General features: G+C 59.0%; 15 protein-coding genes and 1 other RNA gene. 7 read left to right on the top strand and 9 right to left on the bottom strand.

The window, feature by feature from the left end:
* Positions 1-318 precede the first annotated feature (318 nt).
* The 6 genes from rnpB to ACFVTJ_RS02290 form a co-directional block, all read right to left on the bottom strand.
* Positions 319-720: RNase P RNA component class A (gene rnpB / locus ACFVTJ_RS02315), an RNA gene on the bottom strand.
* A gap of 56 nt (positions 721-776) precedes the next feature.
* Entirely contained in the window at positions 777-1,967 is a 1,191-nt protein-coding gene (locus ACFVTJ_RS02310) for an NAD(P)/FAD-dependent oxidoreductase (protein WP_386904295.1), read from the bottom strand.
* A 59-nt stretch (positions 1,968-2,026) separates the two neighbouring features.
* A complete protein-coding gene (locus tag ACFVTJ_RS02305) occupies positions 2,027-3,214 on the bottom strand; it encodes an FAD-dependent oxidoreductase (RefSeq protein WP_386904293.1) in 1,188 nt (395 codons plus the stop codon).
* Between the two features lie 92 nt (positions 3,215-3,306).
* Positions 3,307-3,846, bottom strand: a complete 540-nt coding sequence (locus ACFVTJ_RS02300; RefSeq protein ID WP_386904291.1) for a lytic transglycosylase domain-containing protein — start codon at positions 3,844-3,846, stop codon at positions 3,307-3,309.
* A 246-nt stretch (positions 3,847-4,092) separates the two neighbouring features.
* Entirely contained in the window at positions 4,093-4,872 is a 780-nt protein-coding gene (locus ACFVTJ_RS02295; RefSeq protein WP_386904289.1) for an N-acetylmuramoyl-L-alanine amidase, read from the bottom strand.
* Positions 4,869-5,609, bottom strand: a complete 741-nt coding sequence (locus ACFVTJ_RS02290; protein ID WP_186376822.1) for a DnaJ family molecular chaperone — start codon at positions 5,607-5,609, stop codon at positions 4,869-4,871. The genes ACFVTJ_RS02295 and ACFVTJ_RS02290 overlap by 4 nt, the downstream gene beginning before the upstream one ends.
* 331 nt (positions 5,610-5,940) lie before the next feature.
* Here ACFVTJ_RS02290 and ACFVTJ_RS02285 point away from each other — a divergent pair, with 331 nt between their 5' ends.
* From ACFVTJ_RS02285 to ACFVTJ_RS02255, 7 genes are all read left to right on the top strand, one after another.
* Positions 5,941-7,152 (top strand): pyrophosphate--fructose-6-phosphate 1-phosphotransferase, encoded by a 1,212-nt coding sequence (locus ACFVTJ_RS02285; RefSeq protein WP_386904287.1) that lies wholly within the window; start codon positions 5,941-5,943, stop codon positions 7,150-7,152.
* A 52-nt stretch (positions 7,153-7,204) separates the two neighbouring features.
* Positions 7,205-7,840, top strand: a complete 636-nt coding sequence (locus ACFVTJ_RS02280) for a LysE family translocator (protein WP_386904285.1) — start codon at positions 7,205-7,207, stop codon at positions 7,838-7,840.
* A gap of 136 nt (positions 7,841-7,976) precedes the next feature.
* On the top strand, positions 7,977-9,050 hold the full coding sequence (locus tag ACFVTJ_RS02275; RefSeq protein ID WP_386904283.1) for a transglycosylase SLT domain-containing protein: 1,074 nt from the start codon (positions 7,977-7,979) through the stop codon (positions 9,048-9,050).
* Positions 9,051-9,284: 234 nt separating this feature from the next.
* Positions 9,285-10,535, top strand: a complete 1,251-nt coding sequence (locus ACFVTJ_RS02270) for a DUF3419 family protein (RefSeq protein ID WP_386904281.1) — start codon at positions 9,285-9,287, stop codon at positions 10,533-10,535.
* The gene (locus ACFVTJ_RS02265; RefSeq protein WP_386904279.1) at positions 10,532-11,251 is read left to right on the top strand and encodes a class I SAM-dependent methyltransferase; all 720 of its coding nucleotides are present in this window, start codon (positions 10,532-10,534) and stop codon (positions 11,249-11,251) included. Before ACFVTJ_RS02270 ends, ACFVTJ_RS02265 begins: the two co-directional genes overlap by 4 nt.
* A gap of 235 nt (positions 11,252-11,486) precedes the next feature.
* Positions 11,487-12,266: a GH25 family lysozyme gene (locus ACFVTJ_RS02260; protein ID WP_386904277.1), complete on the top strand. Its 780-nt coding sequence runs from the start codon at positions 11,487-11,489 to the stop codon at positions 12,264-12,266.
* 123 nt (positions 12,267-12,389) lie between these two features.
* A complete protein-coding gene (locus ACFVTJ_RS02255) occupies positions 12,390-13,616 on the top strand; it encodes a lytic murein transglycosylase (protein ID WP_386904275.1) in 1,227 nt (408 codons plus the stop codon).
* Positions 13,617-14,082: 466 nt separating this feature from the next.
* On the opposite strand, the gene metF is transcribed toward ACFVTJ_RS02255, so the two are convergent.
* From metF to ettA, 3 genes are all read right to left on the bottom strand, one after another.
* Positions 14,083-14,976 carry a methylenetetrahydrofolate reductase [NAD(P)H] gene (metF, locus tag ACFVTJ_RS02250; RefSeq protein ID WP_386904273.1) on the bottom strand — a complete coding sequence of 298 codons (894 nt, stop codon included), beginning with the start codon at positions 14,974-14,976 and terminating at the stop codon, positions 14,083-14,085.
* Position 14,977: 1 nt separating this feature from the next.
* Positions 14,978-15,991, bottom strand: coding sequence for an ArsR/SmtB family transcription factor (locus ACFVTJ_RS02245; protein WP_386904271.1), 1,014 nt, complete (start codon positions 15,989-15,991; stop codon positions 14,978-14,980).
* Positions 15,992-16,315: 324 nt separating this feature from the next.
* A complete protein-coding gene (gene ettA, locus ACFVTJ_RS02240) occupies positions 16,316-17,965 on the bottom strand; it encodes an energy-dependent translational throttle protein EttA (RefSeq protein WP_386904269.1) in 1,650 nt (549 codons plus the stop codon).
* Positions 17,966-18,059 lie beyond the last annotated feature (94 nt).

Below are 18,059 nucleotides of genomic sequence, written 5' to 3'. Positions count from 1 at the left end.
GCCAGGGCGACATGCCCTGCAGCAGCCCCTTGCAGGCTCCTCAAACGTTTCAGCGATTGCGGGTCAAAAACACGACCCAATGTGGTGTGCATTTGGGATACCATGGGACACTATGGGCGTCAATGGGATGAAGCCGGCACGATACCGCCTTCGCATCGGAAATTCATAAGCCGTTAAGTTTAACGAATGGTTTACTTTGCGCGCAGCAATCCCCCTTCACGACGCAATAATGCATCATGGAAAAAGCTATTTTCTTTTATGAAACAACAGGATGTCTTCATCCCGCCAAAATTTCCACCCTCGAAGCCAAAGAGGAAATTCGCCAGTTGGCCTGTAAGCCGGGTTCTGTATGGCCCCGGTTTGACCCGGAACGTGGCAGCCATTCATCTGGGACGGCATTTGCATGCCGCCTCGCGCAACCCACCCGGATGACGGGCCCGGAAACCGGCTGTGAACGGGCTTTCGCCCGCCCCGTGTCATCCCTATTCGGTCTTGCTCCCGGTGGGGTTTACCTTGCCGCCGCTGTTACCAGAAGCGCGGTGGGCTCTTACCCCACCCTTTCACCCTTACCATGCGATGCATGGCGGTTTGCTCTCTGTGGCACTTTCCCTGGGGTCGCCCCCGCCGGACGTTATCCGGCACCGTATTTCCGTGGAGCCCGGACTTTCCTCACCTTACCGTCTTTCGACATTGGTAAAGCGCGGCTGCCCGGCCAACTGGCATGGGCTGCATAACCATGTTCCGCAGCGAAAGCCACCGAAAAGCGCAGAGAAACATCAAAGAAATGCCGGTTTGAAATCCGTCGAGAAGGCACCATCGGCGATTTTTCCCTCACGCAGCAACAGAGCACCCAGCCGCCCGATCTCGTCGGAACTCTTGGCCGCCGTGCCGTTACCGCCGGTCAAGACCGCAATGCGCGGCGAGGCGGTGAAACCGATGGCAGGATAGCCGCTCTTGGTCTTGGAGACGACGCAAGCGGCCATCGAGACGCGAGAGAGATCAACGGAAGGCACCAGCGTTCCAACAATCGCCGAAAGGTGGTCACGCACGCTTTCACGTCCGCCGGAGCGGAACCATTCCCGGATTTCCGGGTCGCTGCCGACCCTCTTGTCATCGGGATCGCCGCCGATCTTCAGATAGAATTTGCCATCGGGATAACGCACTGGCGGCAGCAGGTAGATGTGTTTTGTGGTGTCGCGCGGCTCATAGATCAGCGACGGCATGTCCGCATACTGCTCCAGATCGCTCTCATTTATCTCGAAGAAAGCGACGGTACGGGCATAGACATCGAGCCCAACCGGCTGAGGCAGCAAATCCCTGGTGATCGAGAAACCACCGGCCGCCACCAGCACCCGGTCTGCGGAATAAACCGCGCCCGAAGCCGTCCGCACACGGGCGCGGCCATCCTCTTCCCGCGTCGAGACGACGATATCGTCAATCAGCGTAACGCCCGCCTCTTCCGCCAGTATGGCCTGTGCTTTCACCAGCGCGCGCGGATTGACGTAACCGGCATTATCCCTCTCGAAGACGCCTTCGCCGCCCTGTTCGAAGAAGAAATAGGGAAAGCGGCTTTTCAGGCTCTGGTCATCCAGGAGTTCCGTGGAAACTCCGAGCCGAGCCGCCGCTTTCAGAACATAATCGACAAAGGGATTGGCGCCGCCCCGTTCGGGTCCCACCATCAGGCAGCCGACCGGGGCGTAAAACTCGACGCCGCTGCGTGCGGCAATATCGTCATAACGTGCGATAGAACGGTTGGCGAGCAACGCCCAGTCGGCATCGCCATCGATAGTGCGGGTAATCCGCGCTTCATCGTAATGGCTGGCGAAGACGCCTTGATGCGATTTTATATCGGCAGGCTCACCGGGACCGATCAGCGCCACGCCCTCCACCGTTTCCGCCAGATGACGGGCGGCGGCGGCACCCATCATACCGCGACCGACGACGATATAATTGAAATGTCCCGACATGCCGCCCTCTTTACCCGTTCCGCTCAGCCGCATTCTTTTAGCTGCTTCCCATGGGATTGTCAGACAAAAACAGGCGACATTTCGGCGGCAAATTCATCTTCCATGAGCTGACCATTGAGCAGCAGCTGTGCGCCCAGTCGCCCGATCTCGTCCGAAGACTTGGCGGAAACGAAATTGCCGCCGGTCAGAACGGCGATATTGGAAGGTTGCGTATAGCCGATATAGGGATAACCGGTGCGGGTGATCGAGGCGACACAGGATCCCGAGGTGACCGGGGAGCCGGCAAGCTCCGGCATCAGCGACAAGGCTTTTTTCTTCAGGAAATCCACCTCGTCAGGCGCGCCGTCCGAGTGGAACCAGTCCACCGCTTGAGCAAGCGTTTCAAGCCTGCCCTTTTCGCTTTCGCCACCGATCTTCAGATAGACCTTGCCATCGGGATATCGCACCGGCGGCAGGATGTAGACGATCTCGTCCTCGGTTTCCGCCAGCACGATTGTCGAGGGCATCGCCCCGAACAACGTCTGACGCGCCTCATCAAGCTCGAAGAACACGATTGTGCGGCCGGTTGCCGCCATATCGACCGATGACGGCAAAAGCGCCGCCATGTTGGTAAAACCACCCGCCGCGACGATGACCTTTTCTGCCGTATAGGTGGCACCCTCCCGCGTCATGACCTCGACGCCATGGGAGGTATCGCGGATATGCGCGGCGGTCTCGCGCAGAAGTCGAGCACCCTGCGCTTCGGCAATGGCGCATTGCGCCTTCACCAGCGCCCGCGGATTGATGTGGCCGGCCTTGCTGGCTTCGAAATAACCGCCGTGATCGGCAGGCAGCGAGAACATTGGAAAGCGATCGGCCAACGCAGCATTGCCGCACGTTTCCACCTCAAGACCGAGACGATCTGCCGAGGAAAGCGCCCGCGTTACGTAGTCTCCCGCAAGCCCCCTGCCGTTGCCGGTAAACAAGCAGCCCGCTTCGGTGAAGAACGGGATGCCGCTTTTTGCCTCGATCTCGGCATAACGCCGGATGGAGCGCTGCGCGAGTTCCGCCCAGACGAGATCACCGTCAAACCCGCGGGTGATGCGCGCCTCATCGTAATGGCTTGAAAACACACCCTGATGTGTCTTGCGATCCGCGGGTTCACCCGGCCCGATCAGCACCACGCCATCCGTTTGCACTGAGAGATGCCGCGCCGCAGCCGCTCCCATCATCCCGGCCCCGACAACGATATATTTGAAATCCGGCATGTCATGCTCCGTATCAGCTTTGCTTCTGACTACAGCATGTGCGCCCGAACCGGAATCGCTTTTCGCAATGTCGCAGACGATCGATGCCGGCGTCAGCTCGCCAGCAGCGCCTGCACCTTGCCGCAATAGCGCTTGGACACCGGATTCATGCGGGTGGCACCGTGCCCGGCATTGTAACGCAGGATGGTGCTGCAAACTTCGCCGCCGCCAAGCTGATGCGCCGTCGCCAGATATTGCATTCCCCAGCGAATATTGGTCTCGGGATCGTAGAGCGCCTTGGTCGTGCCGCGATAGCCCATCATCCGCGCCGTCGCCGGCTTGATCTGCATCAGCCCGACCTCGCCGGCGCTACCACGAGCCTTGGGATTGAACTTGCTTTCCACCGAAACCACGGCATGCGCCAGATTGGTGGGAACGCCGTAACGCTTGGCATATTTGACGATCAGATCGGAATAGCCGTTCTTGAGAGCGGAAGGCAGGCTTTTCTCCGGAATGGGATAACCGGGCTTGCGGAAGAAGGTCCCCAGCGTCACGATCTTGGTCTTGACGTCCTCGTCTTTGGCAAAAGCAATCCCCGCCTGCGAAACGAGCATAGCAACGCCCGCTGCGACAGCAACAAAAACTCTGTTCATATGTAGAAAAAGTCTCCAGATCGGATAACCGGAACAATGAAACGATACAAATGTCCAGCGCGCAGAAAGTCGATTGCAACCTCCGCAGTCCAGTCTCCTTGATTGATATTGACGGCTGGTTCCCCTGAAGAACGGCACCGCATCCAGTGCTGTTCTTAAACTTCCTCAATGCGGATTAACTGTGGCACATCAAAAAAAGCGACTTAAACAGTCGGGAAACGGGGAACCATTTTCCAGAATTAGCGTTTAGGCGGCCGAAAATTTCGACAGGCTGGCAATCAACCGGTGAAGCGTGTCAATGGTGGAAAAATCTGCGATGCCATCCACCAGCGCGGGGCGGAAATGCCGCTGGAAGGCGGCCACGGCACCTTCGGTTTTCTCGCAATAAGCACCAGTTATTTCAACGCCATATCCGTAAATGGACAGCATCGACTGCAGCGCCTCCACGGGCTGACCGTGGTCGCCGCGCTGGAAAAAGCGTCCGCCGCGGATCGGCGCGGGCTCCACCCAGTGGCCGACATCGTGTTGCGACAGGATGTCCCACGGGAATTTTTCACCCGGATCGACCTTGCGGATCGGCGCGACATCCGAATGGGCAAGCACTCTTTCAGGGGCGATTGACCAGCGCTGGCCGCAATCGCGACACAATTCGATGACGGCTGCCACCTGCGCTTTGGGAAACTCTGGCAGGCCGCCGGGATGGCCCTTATTGGCGATTTCAATGCCGATGGAGCGGGAATTGATGTCTTCATCCCCTGCCCAGAAGCTTTTCCCCGCATGCCACGCACGGCGGGTTTCCGGCACGAGCTGGATGACGCGTCCATCCTCAAAAACGAAATAATGGCTGGACACCTGGCTTTCGGGGTTACAGAGCCACGAAAGCGCGCCGTCAGCCGTCGTCATGCCGGTATAGTGGAGAAGAATAATATTGGGGCCAGCAACGCCCAGCCTTTCGCCATGGTTAGGCGAAGGCGCAACAGTCGCGCCCCCGAAATCCGGGGTAAATTCCGGCAGACATTCATTCATGCGACGCGGCGTTCTTTCTCGATGGCCGCATAAGCGGCGTTGAGAGCCGCCATACGCTCATTCGCGGCCGCATGCAATTCCATGGGAACGCCGCGGGCGATGAGCTTGTCCGGATGATGCTCGGCGACCAGTGAACGGTAACGCTTGCGTATATCCAGGAAGTCGTCGGACGGCGAAACACCGAGCACGCGGTACGGATCGCGCCCGTCCATATGCACATGCCGCGCCATGATCGTTTCGAAATGATCTTCGGTGATACGGAAGATCTCTGCGATACGGCCGAGGAAGGCCAGTTCCCGCTCGTGGATCAGCCCATCGGCCTTGGCAATGTGGAACAGACCGTCGATGACGCTTTCCAGCATCTCGCAATTGTCGTGCCCGGAACCGCAAAGACCCGCGAGCCGCTCCGCATAGGCCTCGTAACCGGCAACGTCCTGACGCGCGAGATTATAAAGACGGGCAACGTTCTTAGCTTCTTCTTCCGGAAAATCGAAAATCTGCCGGAAGGCGCGAACCTCGGCATCGTTGACCACGCCGTCAGCCTTCGCCATCTTGGCGGAAAGTGCGATGATGGCCACGGAAAAGGATACCTTGCGGCGGGTTTCCGGGTCGCCCTCGAACAGGGTGCGGATGGCTTCGACAACGCGCCCGAGCGCATTGCCTGCCGCGTCGCCGATTGCGCCGAGCAGCCGTTCCCACAGGGATGAAATTTGCAGACAGGCGAAATCAAACATCATGCTGGCAAGCATGACGGGATATTGCCGCGAATGCAATACACCGGGCAGCCCGATGGCATTAACTTTTATTCATCTTTGCGACAGTTTTGCTTCAGGAACAAGTGCGCGACGTAAGCCGCAGACGTGGTTTTCCACAGGCGTGGCAGGCCAAGGCGTCCGTGCGACCGCGCGAATACGGATTGAAACGATTATATTCGACTGGTTTCGTCAAGCCGCTGAAAAACCGCGAGAAATCGGAGTTTTTCTTGATAAATTCACTTTACACCTACACGCGGCTGTCGCATCCATTTGCCAGAGATGTCTTTGAGTTTATGCAAAAAGGAGAGCCATGATGGCCAAACAGAAAGTCGCAATGCTGACCGCGGGTGGCCTTGCGCCCTGTCTCTCTTCGGCCGTGGGTGGCCTGATCGAACGCTACAGCGACATCGCGCCTGAAATCGATATCATCGCTTACCGCTCCGGTTATCAGGGCGTGCTTCTGGGCGACCGTATAGAGATCACGAAGGATATGCGTGAAAAGGCGCATCTGCTGCACCGTTACGGCGGCTCGCCGATCGGCAACAGCCGCGTCAAGCTCACCAATGCCGCCGATTGCGCCAAGCGCGGCCTCGTCAAGGAAGGCGACAATCCGTTGCGCGTCGCCGCCGAACGGCTGGCGGCTGACGGCATCACCATTCTCCACACCATCGGTGGCGACGACACCAACACGACGGCTGCGGACCTTGCAGCCTATCTCGGCGCCAACGGCTACAACCTCACCGTCGTCGGCCTGCCAAAGACGGTGGATAACGACGTCGTGCCGATCAAGCAGTCGCTCGGCGCCTGGACGGCCGCGGAAGTCGGCGCCGCCTTCTTCGACAATGTCAGCAACGAGCAGAGCGCGGCCCCGAAAACCTTCGTTATCCATGAAGTCATGGGCCGCCATTGCGGCTGGCTGACGGCCGCCACCGCCCGTGCCTATATTCAGAAGACCAGCCGCAACGACTATGTCGAAGGCCTGATGATGAACTCGCAGATGAAGAACATAGACGGCATATACCTGCCGGAAATGGCCTTCGACATCGAAGCGGAAGCCGAGCGCCTCAAGGAAATCATGGACAGACACGGCTATGTGACGCTGTTCGTTTCGGAAGGCGCCGGCCTTGATTCGATCGTTGCCGAACGTGAAGCCTCCGGCGAAGCCGTCAAGCGTGACGCCTTCGGTCACGTCAAGATCGACACCATCAATGTCGGCGGCTGGTTCCAGAAGCAGTTTGCCAGCCTCATCGGCGCGGAACGCTCCATGGTGCAGAAATCAGGCTATTTCGCCCGCTCCGCTCCGGCCAATGGTGATGACCTGCGCCTCATCCAGGGCATGGTCGATCTCGCCGTTGAAAGCGCCCTCAACAAGGTCTCCGGCGTCACCGGCCATGACGAAGACCAGAATGGCAAATTGCGGACCATCGAGTTTCCGCGTATCAAGGGCGGGAAGCATTTCGACCTCTCTGCAAAATGGTTTACCGAAGTGATGGAACACGTCGGTCAGCCGTTCACAGCGGCCTGATTTTACGATAGTCTAAAATAAGACTGCGACAGGGAGGGCAAGGAGGAAGAGAATGTCCGGACAGGCGTGGCTGATTTTCTGTGCAGCATGTGCCATTGTGTTCGCACTTCCCTCTCCCCTTGTATTCTCTGTCGCCTCCTATGCCGCCATTCGCGGCAGGAAGACGGTCTTCGCCTCCGTTGGCGGCGGCGCGCTTGGCATCGTCACGGCCATGACGATTTCCGCCATTCCGGTAGCCGGTCTCGTCTATGTCCCGCAACCCTTCGTCGAAATCGTGCAATGGGCAGGTATCGGCTGGCTGATGCTCTTCCTGTTATGGACTTTCGCTACGCCTGCCGCCCAGGCGGCCAATGCCGACAATGACAATCTGCCGGGTAAATCCTGGAGCGGCATCTTCCGAGATTGTTACGCCATTGCCGCCTTGCGCCCGCGCTATTTCGCTTTCTTCCTGGCGCTGCTGCCGCAATTCGTTTCCACATCGGGCAATGCGGTTGAAACTTTCGCCATGGCGCAGGCCGCTATCCTGGTTCTGGCATGTGTGATTCTGGCTGCGCAGGCCACGTTCGCCGCCCCGACGCTTGCGCTGGTACGCCGCATGTCCGGCGATAAAAAAATCCGGCCGAAATACCGAACCCACTTCATTTCCGGCCGTGCCGTCAGTGCCGGATACAGGCGGATCGCCGCCTGAAAATCTGCCTGAAAGCAGGGGTGCCACGTCCCCGCTTGCCGCTTTCCTTACAATAGGTTAATGAAAGCGCGACGGGACACTGCCTGCTTCGCTTGACGCGGGGGTATCGAGAGACAGGCATAACGAAGGCGGCAACATGCGAAATTCGGGCAAATTCCGCGGAAGAAGTGCACTTCTTCTGTCTTCCACCGTGGGTCTGGCACTGGCATTGAGCGCATGCACCAGCGTTGAGTACGCCGCGAAAGAAGGGCCGAACGGGCCGAAAATTGCAGCGGTCACCCCCACCGCCCCGGGCCAAACATCCCCGCAGCCCGCAACGGCTGAAGCCGTGGCTGGCGCCACACCGGCTGCATCGGCAGTTCAGGCCACCGAAGCCGCATCCTCTTCTCAAGCAGCAACACTTCCCACTGCCGTCGCCGTCAAGGGCGGACGCGTGGCGCTGCCGCCTGCCTCTGAAATTGCAGCCGCCGCCGCCATTGCCGCGCAGATGCAGGCGACCGAGGTGGCTGGAGCCGCAGCAACGACAGCCGCACCGACCACAGCCGCGGCGCTTGCACCGACACACGCCACGCCGGCGGTAGCAGCCATTGAAACGGCAAATGCGGCGGTAAAACCGGCCATGCATAATACCGCCGCCGATCTGCCGCAGGTGGCAGCGGTCAAGGGCAGCTTCCCGGCCGCACCGCCACCACCCGGCTCGCCCTCCATCGGCACCGAGTTGACGGCGGAACGCAAAGTCATTCCGCTGCCGAAACCGGACAGCACGGTTCTCGCTTATGCCGCTGGCCCGACCAATGCTGCTCTTGCCGCCATCCGCCAGAACGAATCATTGACGGCACCGCTGAGACCCGCACCCGCGGGACGCGAAAAGCTGAGCGGCCTTATTACCAAATACGCGACCATGTATGATGTGCCGGAAGATCTGGTTCACCGTGTGGTGCAGCGCGAAAGCAAATACAATCCTGGCGCCTATAATGGCGGCCATTTCGGCCTGATGCAGATCAAGCACGCCACGGCCCGTTCCATGGGCTTCGATGGCCCGGCCTCCGGCCTGTTCGATGCGGAAACGAACCTCAAATATGCCGTGAAATACTTGCGCGGCGCATGGCTTGTCGCCGATAACAACCGCGACAATGCAGTCCGTCTTTATGCGCGCGGCTATTATTACGACGCAAAACGCAAGGGCATGCTGCACGTTCTGCGGAAATAGCTGCAAGACCGCCGAGTGCTTCCAAGCAGCATTCCGGCCTCGCGCCAGAATTGAAAAACCACCCTCCATCACGCTGGGCTTAACTCTGCACCCAACCATGGCGCGTCTGCGCCGTGGAGTATTGTTTTGAGGCCGTTGCTCAATGCAATCGAAACATTGAACGTCGCCAGTCCGTGTCATCAAACTGTAGCGTCACGGCTGTAGACGCCTCTCAATCGACTGAGAGGTGAACATATGACGAGTGCGGCACCCAAGACCGGCTTCAGCAAAAACACAAAACTGAAGTCCGCATTGCTCCAGCACAAGGCACTCTCCAAAAGCGGCCTGTCCGAGCGGTTCTTCGGCGTCCTCTTTTCCGGCCTCGTCTATCCGCAGATCTGGGAAGACCCCGAGATCGACATGGAAGCGATGGAGCTTGGCGAAGGTCACCGCATCGTCACCATCGGCTCCGGTGGCTGCAACATGCTGGCTTATCTCTCGCGCAATCCGGCCAGCATCGATGTGGTGGACCTCAACCCGCACCACATCGCACTGAACAAGCTGAAGCTCGCCGCCTTCAGCCATCTGCCCGCCTATCAGGATGTAGTGCGTCAATTCGGCCGCGCCGGCACTCGCAGCAACAGCGTCGGTTATGACCGTTTCATCGCCGAGCATCTGGATGCCACGACCAAGGCATACTGGTCGAAGCGCACCCTTTCCGGCCGCCGCCGCATTTCGGTGTTCGACAGGAACATTTATCGTACCGGCCTGCTCGGCCGCTTCATCGGCGCCGGCCACCTCATGGCCCGGCTGCACGGCGTGAAGCTCACCGAAATGGCCAAGACTCGCACGCTGGACGAACAGCGCCAGTTCTTCGACAGCAAGGTCGCGCCGCTGTTCGACAAGCCCGTCGTGCGCTGGCTGACGAAGCGCAAAAGCTCGCTTTTCGGTCTCGGCATTCCGCCGCGCCAATATGACGAGCTGGCAAGCCTTTCCAGCGACGGTACGGTTGCCTCGGTGCTGAGGGAGAGGCTGGAAAAGCTCGCCTGCAACTTTCCGCTGCGTGACAATTATTTCGCCTGGCAGGCCTTCGCGCGCCGTTATCCCGAGCCGCACGAGGGTGCCCTGCCCGCCTATCTCAAACCGGAATATTACGAGACGATCCGTAACAACACCGCCCGCGTCGCCGTCCATCACGCCACCTATACCGAGCTTCTCTCCCGCAAGCCGGCAAGTGGTGTCGACCGCTATATCCTGCTCGACGCGCAGGACTGGATGACGGATGTGCAGCTCAACGAATTGTGGTCTCAGATCAGCCGCACCGCCGCACCCGGCGCGCGTGTCATCTTCCGCACGGCGGCGGAAAAGAGCGTGATCGAAGGCCGGCTTTCGCCTGACATCCGCAATCAGTGGGTCTATCTCGAAGAGCGCTCCAACGAGCTCAACGCCATGGACCGCTCCGCCATCTACGGCGGTTTCCATATCTACCAGAGGGCTATGGCATGAAAACCGTCGGCGAGAATGTGGGCCTTGCAGACAGCGCACATGCAACCCTGATGGACCGCATGTATCGCCACCAGCGGCATATCTACGATATCACCCGCAAATATTACCTTCTCGGCCGTGACCGGACCATTTCCGGCCTTGATGTGCCGAAGGGTGGCACGCTGCTTGAAATCGGCTGCGGCACCGGCCGCAACCTGCTGCTCGCCAGCCGTCGGTTCCCGGATGCGAAGCTCTTCGGTCTCGATATCTCGGCCGAAATGCTGCTGACCGCATCCGAGAATTTTGCCGGCAAAGCCGAACGCCCCATTCTGCGTGTCGCCGATGCCACCGCCTTCCGTGCGTCGGAATTCGGCCATCCCGACGGTTTCGACCGCGTCATGATCCCCTATGCGCTGTCGATGATACCGGACTGGGAAAAGGCGATCGAACAGGCACTCACGGCCCTGAAACCCGGCGGCTCGCTGCATATCGTCGATTTCGGCCAGCAGGAGCAATTGCCGAAGTGGTTCCGCACCCTTCTGCAGGCCTGGCTCACCCGCTTTCACGTGACGCCCCGCGCTAATCTCCGTTACGTCCTCGCCAATATGGCCGGCCGTTTCGACGGCAATCTCGTCTTCGAGGAAATCGCCCGGGGTTATGCATGGCGGGCTGTCATCACGCTTCCGGTTGCCGAAGCACAGCAGCCGAAGGTTCACCGCATATTGGCCGACGCCTGATTCCCGGCGGATTGCGAAACCGAGCCAATAGCATGTGGCACCCACTTCAAGGCCTCCTCCAGGCCGAAGCTCCGCATTAAAACCGCAAATCGCTTGAAATCCAGCGGCTTGCGAGGTGCAAAAAACACGCTCCCCCTTGCCATATCGATTTGTTTACCATGTTATGGGTAAATCGGGAGATACGGCGCGCCGTTTTGCGGCCGCGGGATGGGCAACAATAATCATCAGGGTTCCAATGCGGCTGCGTTTTTCGGCACTATTGTCGGCTTTGCTGTTGATCAGCGGCTGCACGTCCACCAGTTACGACCTGCTGGAAACCGCATCCGTTTCCAAACCGAAATTCTCCGATACCGACCCACAGGATTTCGGCATCAACAACCCGCACCGCCATGAGGTACACGGTATCGACGTGTCCAAATGGAATGGCGATGTCGACTGGCAAACCGTTCGCAAGTCGGGCGTTTCCTTCGTCTTCATCAAGGCGACCGAAGGGTCGGACCGCATCGATCCGAAATTCGGCGACCATTGGCGCAGCGCGGCCTCGGCGAATATTCTGCATGCGCCTTACCACTTCTATTATTTCTGTTCGACGGCGGACGCTCAGGCCGACTGGTTCATCAGCAACGTGCCGAAAGAAGCCGTCACCCTGCCGCCGGTTCTCGACGTGGAGTGGAATCCTTCCTCCCCCACCTGCAAGACCCGCCCTGCCCCGGGTATCGTGCGCGCCGAAATGCAGCGCTTCCTCGACCGCCTCGAGGCCCATTATGGCAAGCGCCCGATCATCTATACCTCGGTCGATTTCCACCGTGACAATCTCGTCGGCCAATTCAAGGACTACCATTTCTGGGTGCGTTCCGTTGCCGCCCATCCGGCCAAGATTTACGAAGACCGGAAATGGGCCTTTTGGCAATATACCGCAACCGGCGTCGTGCCCGGCGTAAACGGTCCCACAGACATCAATGTCTTCGCCGGAAGTGAGAAAAACTGGCGGAAATGGATTGCTTCCGCCAAATAACACGGCCAAGAAGCAACACTTTCGAAAAATCGGCGTTGTTCTGCAACGTCAGATCGTTCGGTCCGTTTTTTTGTCGCAAACATATGGGTAAAGCGGGCCGACAACCTATCGAGGAAATTCCCCATGCCCACCTTCCGGTCGCGCAGCATCGTTTTTGCCGCCGCTTTGTCGCTTCTTTCCACTGGCTCCGCACTCGCGACGCCGCCCGTCGCCTCGCCTGACGATCCCAAGCAGGTTGCCTGCGGCGGTGATCTCGGCGCGTTTCTCGAGGGCGTGAAAGCAGATGCGCTCGCCAAGGGCGTCCCGGCCGACGCAATCCAGAAGGCGCTTGCTGGCGCACAGATCGACCCGAAAGTGCTCTCGCGTGACCGCGCCCAGGGCGTCTTCCGCCAGACCTTCCTGGAATTCTCCCAGCGCACCGTCAGCCAAGCGCGCCTCGATATCGGCCGCAGGAAGCTGCAGGAGCTCTCCTCGACCTTCGCGCGCGCCGAAAGTGAATATGGCGTGCCGGCCGGCGTCATCGCCGCCTTCTGGGCCATGGAGACCGATTTCGGCGCCGTCCAGGGTGATTTCAACACCCGCAACGCGCTGGTGACCCTGTCTCATGATTGCCGCCGCCCGGAACTCTTCCGCCCGCAGCTGCTGGCGCTGATCGAAATGGTCCAGCACGGCGATCTCGACCCCGCCACCAATACGGGTGCATGGGCCGGCGAAATCGGCCAGGTACAGATGCTGCCCAAGGACATCATCGCTTTCGGTGTCGACGGTGATGGCGACGGTCATATCAACGTCAAGAGCAGCGCGCCGGACGCCATCCTGACCGCGGCGAAATTCATCCAGCATCTCGGTTTCAAGAAGGGCGAACCCTGGATTCAGGAAGTTTCACTGCCGGAAAATCTGCCCTGGGAAAAATCCGGCCTTGGTGGCCCGTTGACGGCCGGCGAATGGTTCGCGCTTGGCGTCACCCCGCGCGACGGCAACCGGAACTTTGCCGCCCTGCCCGCCGCGCTCATTATGCCGCAGGGTCGCAAGGGACCAACCTTCCTCACCTACCCGAACTTCAACATCTATCTGGAATGGAACCAGTCGTTCATCTACACGACCTCGGCTGCCTATTTCGCCAACCGTCTGATGGGCGCGCCCGTCTACGAGAAGGGCAACCCGGATCCCGGCTTCGATGATGCGACCATGAAGCAGCTGCAGACCAAGCTCGAAGCGCGCGGACACGATGTCGGCAAGGTGGATGGCATTCTCGGTTCCGGCACCCGCGTCGCCATCCAGAAGGAACAGCAGCTCCTCGGACTGCCCGCGGATGGCTGGCCGACGGCTGCTCTTTTGCAGGCGCTTTAACACCTCTTAACGGCGCTCTCCGGCCCTTAATCTGTCGGCCGGAATCAAGGCAGAAATCGTTAATCTCGACCTGATGACTGGGGATAACACCCCGGTCATTTACTTTTTTTAAACTTATGAAGCACTGCGTGATGGATAAATAATCTTTTATTTTCAATGAATTACAGAAACCGCTTTTTCACAGCGTGCCGAGCTGTGCTGCACCGCATCACAAAAACCGCTTTTCAACTGCCACAAAACGGTCATATTATCGAACCTGTCAACAACAGGAGGCACCCATGGGACTTACAAAATCTCTCAATGCCTTGGCAGTCGGTTTGGCGTTTTTGTTCGTAGCGATGATGCTGTTCATCTGACGAGACGTGAAGACCAAACGCAGTTAAGAACCGTAGATGACACGAATTTAAAAAGCGCAGGGCCTTAAGGGACCTGCGCTTTTTTCATGTCGGTAATCCACTGCCGGAAATCAGGCGGCGCTGCGGCGCAAACGCTCCAGCCCGAGGTTCTCAAGTACCGCGTCGACCAGCGGGGCGCGGTTCATGGTATAGAGGTGGAATTCGTTCACACCGCGCCGCTGAAGATCGGCTATCTGCTCGGCGGCAACCTCTGCTGCCACGCGGGCGCGACCTTCCAGATCCTCGTCATAGCCTTCAAAACGCTCATCCAGGAAACAGGGAATGCTCGTGCCACAACGGCCGGCGAAACGCTTGAGCTGGGTGAGATTCTGGATCGGCATAATGCCCGGAACCACCGGAATGGTGATGCCCGCCGCCGTGACCCGTTCCATGTAACGTTCGAACACGTCATTATCGAAGAAGAACTGTGTCAGCGCCCGGGTCGCACCATTATCGGCCTTGCGCTTCAACATGTCGATATCGACAGCCTCGCTTGCGCTTTCCGGATGTTTTTCCGGATAGGCCGAAACGGAAATCTCGAAATCGGCAATTTCACGCAGCCCCTTTACCAGAGCGGCGGCGTTCTCATACCCTTCCGGATGCGGCTGGTAGACTGTGCCGATGCCGGTGGAGGGATCGCCGCGCAGTGCCACGAAATGGCGAACGCCGGCATTGCGAAACTCGTCCACGACCTGATGTACGTCATCACGGCTGGCATCGACGCAAGTCAGATGGGCAGCGGTCGGCAGATGGCTGTCACCGATCATGCGGCGCACAGCATCCAGCGTCGGCGCCTTGGTGGAGCCACCCGCGCCATAGGTGACGGAGACGAAATCCGGGTTCCACTTCTTCAGCTCGGCAACCGTTTCCCAGAGCTGGGTTTCCATCTCGGCGTTCTTGGGCGGGAAAAATTCGAAAGACAACCGGATGTCGCCGTCACGGCGTGCGGTTTCTGACCTCAACATATCATGCCCTCCCGGAGCGAAGTAAAACCGCCTCTTGCAACACATCGTCTGCCATCAGCAGCCGCTGGTCGCGGGCAACCCATATAGTCACGTCCAAAGCTTCGTCGGACGCCTTTTCAGAATGAAGATCGACGGCGCGCTCCAATGAAAGCCCGGCCTTCTTCAACCATTCCTCCATCAGCGGATGCGAGAAGCCGAGCCGCACATGCGCGTGTTCATCGCGCAGATATTCGAAGGAATGCGGCGCAAGATCGATGACGATCAGCCGCCCACCGGGACGCAGCATGCGCGCGGCCTCAGACAGCGCGATTTCCGGCTGGTCGAGAAAATGCAGAACCTGATGGATGACGATCAGATCGAAATCCTGTCCCTCAAGCGGCAGGTTCAGAATGTCGCCATGGCGAACGGATGCATTCACCACGCCCGCCTTATCGAGATTGGCGCGCGCCACCGACAGCATGTCGCGGCTGGCATCCACACCGATCGCGCGGCGATAGATACCGCTCAGAAGCTGGAGGATGCGGCCAGTGCCGGTGCCCAGATCAAGAAGCGAATCGATCGGCGTTGTGCCCACGAGCTTCAGCAGCGCGCCTTCCACGGCCTCGTCGCTGACATGCAGACGGCGCAGCTCGTCCCATGCGGATGCGTTGCGGCTGAAATAATCCTGCGCCCGCTCCGCGCGCACCCGCTTGACGGTGGCAAGACGCTCGCTGTCACGCAGAAGAACGGCGTCCGAGGACGATGCGGCGCTAAGCAGCTGCCGGATGACAATGGCGGGCTCACCATCCTGCCGCAGGCGGAAATAAGCCCATGCGCCTTCCTGATACCGCTCGATCAGCCCCTCTTCCGTCAATAGCTTGAGGTGACGGGAAATACGCGGCTGAGACTGGCCAAGAATTTCGGTAAGGTCAGTGACCGTCAGATCGCCGGCAGAAAGAAGCGCCAGCAATCGGAAGCGCGTCGGTTCACCCGCCGCCTTCAAGAGATCCACCAATTTGTCCAGACCGAACGCCACTCTGTCGCGCCTCACATACTAATCAAGATATAAAGATATCTTTATGTCGATGTGGCGCGAGATGCAAGCGCAAAGTGGTACCTACGCCCTACAAGACTATCTCTTATTGGAAAAAGCGCTTTGCTGTCAGCCGTAAGACGAACGTCTCCGAACACTCTGCCGTCATCCTCGGGCCTGTCCCGAGGATCTGCCAACACAGCGATTTTGGTGGCGTGCTTAGATCCTTGGGACAAGTCCAAGGATGACGTCAGAGAGCGTTCGGAACGTCCTCATAAATCCGAAGGCCCGCTGTAGGCGGGCCTTCATGAAGAAATTTTGACAGGATCACCGTGTCAGGCGCTTGTAGCTCACCCGGCCTGGCTTGATGCTTTCCGGGCCAAGGCGGCGGACCTTGTCCTTTTCATAGTCTTCGAAGTTGCCTTCGAACCATTCAACGTGGCTGTCACCTTCAAATGCGAGGATGTGCGTGGCCAGACGGTCGAGGAACATGCGGTCGTGGCTGATGATAACGGCGCAGCCGGCGAAGGCTTCCAGAGCTTCTTCAAGCGCTGCCAGCGTTTCCGTATCAAGGTCGTTGGTCGGTTCGTCGAGTAGCAGCACGTTGCCGCCGGCCTTCAGCATCTTGGCAAGGTGCACGCGGTTGCGCTGACCACCTGAAAGGTTGCCGACCTTCTGCTGCTGATCGCCGCCCTTGAAGTTGAAGGCGCCGCAATAAGCGCGCGAGTTCACTTCGAACTTGCCGAGCTTGATGATGTCGTTGCCGCCGGAGATTTCTTCCCACACGGTCTTGTCACCCGCCAGCGCGTCACGGCTCTGGTCGACATAGCCGAGCTGAACGGTGTCACCAACGGTTACAGAACCGCTATCAGGCTTTTCCTGACCGGTGATCATCTTGAACAGCGTCGTCTTACCGGCGCCGTTCGGGCCGATGACGCCCACAATACCGCCCGGAGGCAGTTTGAAAGACAGGTTCTCGATCAGCACGCGATCGCCATAGGACTTGGTGAGGTTCTCGGCCTCGATCACCACACGGCCGAGACGCTCGGCAACCGGGATAACGATCTGCGCATCGCCGGGACGGCGGTTTTCCGCTGCTTCCACCAGCTCGTCATAGGCTTTGATACGTGCCTTGGACTTCGTCTGGCGGGCCTTGGGGCTGGATGCGATCCATTCCTGTTCACGGCTGATGGCCTTCTGACGCGAGGCATCTTCGCGGGCTTCCTGCTGCATGCGCTTGGCTTTCGCCTGCAGGTAGGCGGAGTAGTTGCCTTCGTAAGGAATGCCGCGACCACGGTCGAGCTCAAGAATCCAGCCCGTGACGTTGTCGAGGAAGTAACGGTCGTGGGTGATCATCATCACGGCGCCGGGATAGTCGCGCAGGTGCTTTTCGAGCCAGGCAATGGTTTCGGCATCCAGATGGTTGGTCGGTTCGTCGAGCAGCAACAGGTCCGGCTGCGACAGCAGCAGGCGGCACAGAGCCACGCGGCGGCGCTCACCACCCGAAAGGCCGGTCACGGGCGAATCGCCGGGCGGGCAACGCAGCGCGTCCATGGCCATTTCAACCTGGTTTTCGAGGTCCCACAGGTTCTGGCTGTCGATGATGTCCTGAAGCTTTGCGCCCTCATCCGCCGTTTCGTCGGAATAATTCATCATCAATTCGTTGTAGCGGTCGACGATCGCCGTCTTGCTCGCCACGCCTTCCATGACGTTTTGCATCACGGTCTTGTTTTCGTCGAGCTTCGGCTCCTGCTCGAGATAGCCAAGCGTTGCACCTTCGGCGAGCCAGGCTTCACCGGTATATTCCTTGTCCAGGCCGGCCATGATCTTGAGGACGGTCGACTTACCGGCACCGTTCGGGCCAAGGATACCGATCTTGGCATCAGGGTAGAAGGAGAGATGAACGTTCTCCAGAACCTTCTTCGCGCCATAGGACTTGTTCAGCCCAGCCATGTGATAGATGAATTGACGTGCCATTGTAGCGAATGCTCCACATCGGATTTTTAAGAGTACGTATCGGGAAATTTGCCGCTATGTAGGGTAAATAGGACCTTGGGGCAACCTCTGGCAC

This window comes from Agrobacterium sp. NPDC058088, from assembly GCF_042885035.1.
GTDB lineage: Bacteria > Pseudomonadota > Alphaproteobacteria > Rhizobiales > Rhizobiaceae > Agrobacterium.
The sequence above is the reverse complement of the archived record's forward strand: the minus strand, read 5'-3'. Positions and strand labels throughout refer to the sequence as shown.

Coding starts and splice junctions, on each gene's coding strand:
- ACFVTJ_RS02310 (WP_386904295.1), bottom strand. CDS start 1,967: ATGTCGGGACATTTCAATTATATCGTCGTCGGTCGCGGTATGATGGGT.
- ACFVTJ_RS02305 (WP_386904293.1), bottom strand. CDS start 3,214: ATGCCGGATTTCAAATATATCGTTGTCGGGGCCGGGATGATGGGAGCG.
- ACFVTJ_RS02300 (WP_386904291.1), bottom strand. CDS start 3,846: ATGAACAGAGTTTTTGTTGCTGTCGCAGCGGGCGTTGCTATGCTCGTT.
- ACFVTJ_RS02295 (WP_386904289.1), bottom strand. CDS start 4,872: ATGAATGAATGTCTGCCGGAATTTACCCCGGATTTCGGGGGCGCGACT.
- ACFVTJ_RS02290 (WP_186376822.1), bottom strand. CDS start 5,609: ATGATGTTTGATTTCGCCTGTCTGCAAATTTCATCCCTGTGGGAACGG.
- ACFVTJ_RS02285 (WP_386904287.1), top strand. CDS start 5,941: ATGGCCAAACAGAAAGTCGCAATGCTGACCGCGGGTGGCCTTGCGCCC.
- ACFVTJ_RS02280 (WP_386904285.1), top strand. CDS start 7,205: ATGTCCGGACAGGCGTGGCTGATTTTCTGTGCAGCATGTGCCATTGTG.
- ACFVTJ_RS02275 (WP_386904283.1), top strand. CDS start 7,977: ATGCGAAATTCGGGCAAATTCCGCGGAAGAAGTGCACTTCTTCTGTCT.
- ACFVTJ_RS02270 (WP_386904281.1), top strand. CDS start 9,285: ATGACGAGTGCGGCACCCAAGACCGGCTTCAGCAAAAACACAAAACTG.
- ACFVTJ_RS02265 (WP_386904279.1), top strand. CDS start 10,532: ATGAAAACCGTCGGCGAGAATGTGGGCCTTGCAGACAGCGCACATGCA.
- ACFVTJ_RS02260 (WP_386904277.1), top strand. CDS start 11,487: ATGCGGCTGCGTTTTTCGGCACTATTGTCGGCTTTGCTGTTGATCAGC.
- ACFVTJ_RS02255 (WP_386904275.1), top strand. CDS start 12,390: ATGCCCACCTTCCGGTCGCGCAGCATCGTTTTTGCCGCCGCTTTGTCG.
- metF (WP_386904273.1), bottom strand. CDS start 14,976: ATGTTGAGGTCAGAAACCGCACGCCGTGACGGCGACATCCGGTTGTCT.
- ettA (WP_386904269.1), bottom strand. CDS start 17,965: ATGGCACGTCAATTCATCTATCACATGGCTGGGCTGAACAAGTCCTAT.